7 protein-coding genes and 1 pseudogene are annotated in these 6,911 nt (G+C 60.2%); all 8 read right to left on the bottom strand.

From position 1 onward, the window contains the following. The coding region (locus FVQ81_17880) for a hypothetical protein (GenBank protein MBW7998401.1) at window positions 1–1,116 on the bottom strand (1,116 nt) is incomplete at its 3' end. A gap of 34 nt (window positions 1,117–1,150) precedes the next feature. Beyond that, a complete protein-coding gene (locus FVQ81_17875; GenBank protein ID MBW7998400.1) occupies window positions 1,151–2,017 on the bottom strand; it encodes a pantoate--beta-alanine ligase in 867 nt (288 codons plus the stop codon). Between the two features lie 4 nt (window positions 2,018–2,021). Further along, window positions 2,022–2,549 carry a 2-amino-4-hydroxy-6-hydroxymethyldihydropteridine diphosphokinase gene (gene folK / locus FVQ81_17870; GenBank protein MBW7998399.1) on the bottom strand — a complete coding sequence of 176 codons (528 nt, stop codon included), beginning with the start codon at window positions 2,547–2,549 and terminating at the stop codon, window positions 2,022–2,024. Next, a complete protein-coding gene (gene folB / locus FVQ81_17865) occupies window positions 2,477–2,833 on the bottom strand; it encodes a dihydroneopterin aldolase (protein MBW7998398.1) in 357 nt (118 codons plus the stop codon). The genes folK and folB overlap by 73 nt, the downstream gene beginning before the upstream one ends. A 177-nt stretch (window positions 2,834–3,010) precedes the next feature. Further along, a complete protein-coding gene (locus tag FVQ81_17860) occupies window positions 3,011–3,277 on the bottom strand; it encodes a 50S ribosomal protein L27 (GenBank protein ID MBW7998397.1) in 267 nt (88 codons plus the stop codon). A 490-nt stretch (window positions 3,278–3,767) separates the two neighbouring features. Continuing rightward, window positions 3,768–4,061: pseudogene (gene rplU, locus FVQ81_17855) on the bottom strand (50S ribosomal protein L21). A gap of 106 nt (window positions 4,062–4,167) precedes the next feature. Further along, window positions 4,168–5,718: an Rne/Rng family ribonuclease gene (locus FVQ81_17850; GenBank protein ID MBW7998396.1), complete on the bottom strand. Its 1,551-nt coding sequence runs from the start codon at window positions 5,716–5,718 to the stop codon at window positions 4,168–4,170. Window positions 5,719–5,890: 172 nt separating this feature from the next. Beyond that, window positions 5,891–6,911, bottom strand: a 1,021-nt coding sequence (locus tag FVQ81_17845) for a DUF2344 domain-containing protein (GenBank protein ID MBW7998395.1), incomplete at its 5' end; no start/stop codon positions are given.

Genomic DNA, 6,911 nt, shown 5'->3' with positions numbered 1-6,911 from the left:
CTCAGTAATCCCGAAATCGCGTGAGAGCTGAATCAGGTAATCAACGTGATCGCCGAAAATTCTGGCCGTGCGTCTGGCGGAATGGCCCTCGAAATAGTCGACATTGCTCCTGATCGCCTCGACAGCTTCCAGACAGCACTCGCTGAAATATACCTCCGCCAGCCAACCCTCACTGGTGCCTTCCAGCACGATCTCCTCCCTGCCCCCCGACCCGGTCTTTTCCTGTCCGGCCACCCGCCGCTTATCTTCGACCGGCGGGACAACGCTCAAGCCGGCAACTGGCTCCGCCTCGACCCTCGCACCCGGCGTCTCCGTGCCGGCCGGATCAAGTTCCCGCACGTGTTCCAGATCGATATCATCTTCGTGCGCTTCCAGCGACGGTTGGATTTCACGCGCCGAAAACACCGATTCCCCGTCAGACTCCATCGAAGCCTCTTCAGGTTCATCATCATGCAACTGGGGGATAAACCTGCTCACCTGGCTGAACCATTCGTCAATCGAGCCGGAGATATCATCCACGGCGGCGAGTTCCGCGCTTTCGTGAGCCTGGTCCGGCTCGGGTTGTCCCCCGGAATTCCAGGCCGCGATCATCCGCGCCACCCGGTAGCCCGCCTCCGTGCACCAGGCGATATCCTCGTCATCGACCTCCCCGGCGACAAGCCGCTCCATAGCCTGCATCAGCCTGCCCAGCGCCAGTTTCTCCGGAGCGGAAAACTCATCGGCCCCGCGCTCCACGGCTGCCTCGAACGCCCGGTGCGCAACCCGGAACAGTTCCGTAAACTCAGCAACACCCCGCTCCCGTCCATCTCCCCAGAGAGCCAGCCAGCTCCGCCACAATTCCTCCACCATCTCGAACACACCGTCGGAGGCGCCGAACCGCTCCAGTTCACCGCGGAGGAGATCCACCACCTTGGCCGCTTCGAGCCGGAAATAGATCTCGCGCTCGGCCGGACTCGACTCTGCTTCCGGTTCAGGTTTGCGAACCGGGCGACTCTCCTGGCCCGCGGCCAGGAAATCCAGTTCGAGGTTCTGGCTGAAAATCAAGCCCTCGCCGTTCCCGTCCCGGTCGGGTGGCCGGGATTTGTCGCTGCCGCCTGCAGTATTGTCCAATGTCATTTTCAATCTCCCGCTAACGACGGGTTAAGTTTGGTTATTCGACTCCATCGCCCGCTGCACCCGGCGGTACCCGGACGTTGTCTATCAGCCGTGTTCCGCCCAGCTGGACAGCCGCGGCAAGGTAGGCGCAATCAGCCGCTGCGGATGCCTGTGCGAGGCCGCTGTCGAGCGCTTCGAGATACTCCACCCTGCCGCCCGTGCGTTGCTCGACCGATTCCCTGGCCCTGGAGAGCAATTCGTCCAGTCGGTCATCGCCCGCCGCGACAGCCCCGGCTGTTTTGATCAGGGAAGCGTACAGCCCCGGGGCGCGCTCGCGTTGAGCAGGGTCCAGGTACACGTTTCGCGAACTCATCGCCAGGCCGTCCGGTTCCCTGACCACCGGCGCATCAAGTATTTCCACCGGAAAAGCGAGATCGCGCGCCATCCGGCGGATAACCATCAACTGCTGAAGGTCCTTGCGGCCGAACACAGCCAGGTCCGGCTGGACGATATTGAACAGCTTGGCGACCACCGTGGTCACTCCGCGGAAATGGCCGGGCCGCGAGAGGCCGCAGAGGGTGCGGCTCAACTCCGTTTCCTCGACGAGAGTGGAGCTGCCGGCGGCATACATTTCATCCACCGAGGGAGCGAACAGCAAGCCCGCACCCTCGGCCGCGGCAAGATTCCGGTCGCGCTCCTCGTCCCGCGGGTAGTGCTCCAGGTCCTCGCCGGGTGCGAACTGGGTCGGGTTGACAAACAGGCTTACGACGGTAAAGCCGGCCCGACTCGCGCTGATTCTGATCAACTCCAGGTGCCCATCGTGGAAACCGCCCATCGTGGGCACGAGGCCGACAACTTTTCCCTCCCGCCGGGCCTGCGCAACCGCCGTGCCGACTTCCTCTTTGGTCCTGGCTGTCTTCATCGGCTCAACCCCTCTCCCCGCGGAATTCCTCCCATTCCTGGAGAAACGTACTGTCTAGTTCCCCGATCATATCGAGGAAGAAAGGCCGAACCCATACCTCGGGGTGCGGCAGCACCAGGCTGGGTGTTTCCAGGCGCAAGGCTCCATAAAACAGGATATCGAGATCGATTATCCGCGGCCCCCACCGGCTCGTGCGGACCCGGCCCATGCCCTTTTCGATTTCCAGCAAACAGTCCAGCAATGCCTGCGGTTCCAGCCCGGTGGAAAGTCTCAGCACCTGGTTGAGGAATTCCGGCTGCCCGACAACACCCACCGGCTCGGTCAATCTCTGGGCCGAGGCCGATTCGAGATCAGTACAGTCGAGTTCAGCGATCTTCGTGCGCGCCCGCGCCAGATTGGCTCGCAGGTTTCCCAGATTGCCGCCGAGGGAAACGAATACCTGACTGTTACGGCCCAAAACTACTTCTCCCGGCAGATTTCGACTTCCGCGTAGTCGATGAATCCCTTGACCGGTACCCTCGGCTTGCGGCAGCGCACGGTGATCTTCCGGATCGGGAAATCGCGCAGCGCGGTTTCGGCTATCTCTCCGGCCAGGCGTTCCATCAGGTTGAAACTGCTGTGTTCCATGATCTTTTTAACCGCTTGGAACAGCAGGGGATAGTTGACCGTGTCGCCGACCTTATCCGTGCGCGCGGCCTTAGCCAGATCGACATAGCAGTCTACGTCGATCTCGAAGAGCTGACCTACGTCTTTCTCGAACGAGAACAGGCCTGAGTGGGAATAGAACTTCATGCCGCTGAGGGTAAGCCGGTCCAACAGTCCTCCCGGGGGCGAGGAACAACATACATTATACAGAATGCTTTATATCTATTTATATTAAACATACGCGCCTGTGCTGTCAACTAAACAGCTACACCGGCGGACATAAAAAAAGCGCCCCGGGCGGTTACCCGGGGCGCTTTCAACATACTCATATTCAGGGGATTACAAGTTTCAGTTCTCCGAGCCTGACGGATAGACCGAAACTTTCTTGCGCGTCTTGTCCTTACGCTCGTACTGCACTACACCGTCGATCAGGGAAAAAAGCGTGTGATCCTTGCCCAGGCCCACGTTGTTTCCCGGATGAAGGCGGGTGCCCCGCTGGCGGACGATAATCGATCCGGCGTTGACAGACTGGCCGGCGAAAACTTTGACGCCCAGCCTTTGTGCGTTACTGTCGCGCCCGTTGCGGGAACTTCCCACTCCCTTTTTATGAGCCATTGCCGTCTCCTGCGATTTCCGTGTACATGTCGCGCAGATAAATTCCGCTGCAAAACTACGCTCAACTCTTGCCGGCGTCTTCCTTGCCTTTTGCCTCATCGGCCTTCTTGGACACCGCGGCCTTTTTGGGCGCGACAGCCTTCTTCCTGGCTGCAGTGGTCTTCTTAGCCGCTGTAGTCTTCTTAGCCGCTGTCGACGCGGCCTTCTTCCCGGGCTGCGCTTCCTGCTTGTCCCCAGCCGCGGTTTTCCTGGCAGCAGTCTTGCGGGCAGGTTTCCTGGCGGCGGTCTTCTTCTTCTCGCCTTTCACTTCTTCCTTAGCCCTGGTGCCCCCGGTCTTCTTAGCCGCGGCAGGTTTGGAAGTTTTCCTGGGAGCAGCCTCGGTCTTTTTATCCACGGCCCTGGCGGAGGTGGCGGCCTTGGCCTGCTGCTTAACTTCCGCGGCTTCGGCCTTCGCCTTTTTGGCCTTCTTGGCGCCGAGGACGATCTTACCGATCTCGAGGTCGGTGAAGCCCTGACGGTGGCCGAGGGTGCGATGGTAGTTCTTGCGCCGCTTGTACTTGATAATCCTGATCTTGCTGTCGCGGCCGTGACAGACCACGGTGGCTTCGGCATATGCGCCGTCAACCAGCGGCGTGCCCACCTCGATCTTTTCACCGTCGGCGACCAGCAGGATTTCCTCCAGCTTCAACTTGTCTCCGACCTCGCTGCTCAACGACGGGACGCGAATCACGCCGTCGGGCTGGATCTTGAACTGTTTTCCTCCACTCCTAGCTATCGCATACATCGAACCGCCGGCTCCTTTGGACATGCATTCTCGGCTTAAGCTGCCTTGCTCAGATAAAATAGTCCGCAAAAATAAAGCTTATTGACTGCGAAGTCAATAGTCAAATCTACCTGATATCCAGCTGCTTTTTAGACGGCAGGCTGAACACCGCAAAATCATCAAGCCGCATCAACGGGTCGTCGCGAAGGTGCAGCCTGGTGCGCGTATGGTTCTCCAGTTGCCGGAGCAGCAAACGCTCCTGTTCCATCAGGTGCAGAGCTACCGCGGGATGAACCCTGAGCAGCAGTTCGCTCTCCCTACGGTCGGCGGTCAGCTTGCGCAGGATGATTTCCAGCTCTCCGGTGACCACCTCGGGGGTGAACACCCTGCCGCGGCCCTCGCAGTTGGGGCACGGTTCGGTCATGCTCTGGAACAGGCTCGAACGCACGCGCTGGCGGCTCATTTCCACCAGGCCCAGCGGACTGACATCGAACGCCTTGGTCTTGGAGCGGTCGTACTTGAGGTGGTGACGGAATTCCTCGAGCACGCGCTGCTTGTTTTCGCGGCTTTCCATGTCGATAAAATCGGCGACGATGATCCCGCCCAGGTCGCGGAGACGGATCTGGCGGGCGATCTCGCGGGCGGCCTCCAGGTTGGTCCGCAGGATTGTCTGCTCCTGATTTTTTTCGCCCGTGTAGCGGCCCGTGTTGACATCGATCGAGACCAGGGCCTCGGTCTGTTCGATCACGATATAGCCGCCGCGCTTGAGCCAGACCTTGCTGCTGAACACTTTGCGGATCTCGTCATCGAGGTTATACTTGGTGAACAGCGGCTCCTGCTGCTTGTAGAGCTGGAGACGGTCGGTAAGCTTGGGCGCGATAATCTTGAGGTAGTCCTTGATCCGTTTGTACTCGGACTTGGAATCCACCACCAGCGAGTCCACCCGCTCGTTGAACACATCGCGCAGCAGGCTGGAGATCAGCTTCATTTCCTGGTAGACCAGGTTCGGTGATTCGACCTGGCTGCTCTGGCGTTTGATCCGCCGCCACAGGCTCTTGAGCGAGTTGTACTCGTTCTTGAACTCGTCGGCCGGTGTATCCTCGGCCACGGTGCGGATAATCACGCCCTCGTTGCGGGTAATGATCTTCCTGACGATATCCTTGATCCGGGCGCGCTGCCGGTTGTCGTCGATCTTGCGCGAGATGCCGATCCGGTTGTCGAACGGGTTGTAAATCATCAGCCTGCCGGGCAGCGAAATGTCCGTACTGACCCGCGAGCCCTTGGTGCCAATCGGTTCCTTGGTCACCTGAACCAGGATTTCCTGCCCCTCCTGGAGCTGGTCCTGGATCGCCTGGAGCTTGCGCGGCTTCCTGCGGCCGCCGCCGGAGCTCTGGTCGTCGCTGTCGTAGTCGGTATCGAACAGGTCGTAGTTGACGTCGCTGACGTGAAGGAAACCGTGTTTGGGCAGGCCGATATCGACAAACGCTGCCTGCATGCCGGGCAGCACGCGGCGGACAACACCCTTGTAGATATCGCCCACCATCCTGAGTTCACTCTCGTGGTCGACCATGAATTCGACCATCTTGCCCTCTTCCAGGATCGCGATCCTGGTCTGTTTGAGGGCCACGGAGATAATAATATCCCGTTTTACCGATTTGTGTCTGGGTTGATTAGCCATAACTCATTCCTGAAAGTTGCAATAAAAGCATTAAACCGTTCTATCTCTCCCGGCTCCTTGAGCTCAAGGGCGGAGAATCAATTCTCATTCGATAGACAGTTTCAAATTTAACAGTAGTCCGTCTCGCTGTAAAATGTTATGCGAGCACATCGCCGGAAAACGAACCACCAAATCACGTAACTACAAAAGCGGCTTGCGGCAGCCTGGCGCTAACCTTCACTATCCGGCAGCGGGCCAGGCTTTCGCCGTCCAGCTCGAGCAGCCAGCCGAGGAATCTGTCCGGGCGCTCGGAGTCCGGTCCCTGCAAGTTCAGGTCGAAGTGCAGCTTGAGATGCCCGCTGTCCGACGACACAGTCAGCTGAGCCAAAGCATCCGCCAGCTTAACTATTTTCGGCCGCCCCTTTTTGTCCCGGCGCTCGATAAATCCGCCCTGCTCAATCCGTTGACGGCGCAGCTGCTCGACCTTTTCCGCGGGGTCGACTTCAGCGGCCAGCAGGGAGAACGGGATGTCCGCGCTCCAGGTGCAGGCGGCGATAGCCGGCGCCATCGCCCTGCGGGTTACTCCCGGCGGCAGCTTTTGCAGCTCGATTATCCCGAACCCGGCCATATCCTTCGACGCCGCTTCCAGAGTCCGGCGGACCGCGGTCTCAGCCACCGGCAGCAGCTCGAAATCGAGATACTCGGCCTCGCTTTCGACCCCCAGGGGCAGAGCCGGCGAGAAATGCAGCCGCATCCTGGCGTTGTAGCCCGCGCTGTGCACCACCGGCAGGCGCGAGCGGCGGAGCATGAACTCGAGGTTGCGCGAGTTGTCAAGGTGGCCCACGAAGCGCAGCAGGCCCCGCCGCGCGTAACGCATCCTCCAGACATCACGCCCGTCAGTATTTTCCACGGTCGGCAGGATTCCCTTAGCCAGCGGGGTATCCGCCGGTTCGTCCGAACCCTGCCCGGTCCCGTCGGGCAGGCTGCTCAGCAGACGGCAGTTATCGGGTTCATCGACACCGCAGCCCAGGCACGTACCGTCGGCGCAATCCGCGACATTCTGTCCGGCTTCGGCCCGTGAAAGCTGGGCGCGGAGGAATTTCCCGCTCACCGGCAACTCGATAAAGCTCCAGGGCAGCGGCTGCTCGGGATCGCGTGCGGCGAGCTGCCCGGCCAACTCCACGCCGCAGGCGTCCATCGCGGCCAGCCAGCGC

It is taken from the genome of Candidatus Glassbacteria bacterium, assembly GCA_019456185.1.
Taxonomy (GTDB): domain Bacteria; phylum Gemmatimonadota; class Glassbacteria; order GWA2-58-10; family GWA2-58-10; genus JAJRTS01.
The sequence above is the reverse complement of the archived record's forward strand: the minus strand, read 5'-3'. Positions and strand labels throughout refer to the sequence as shown.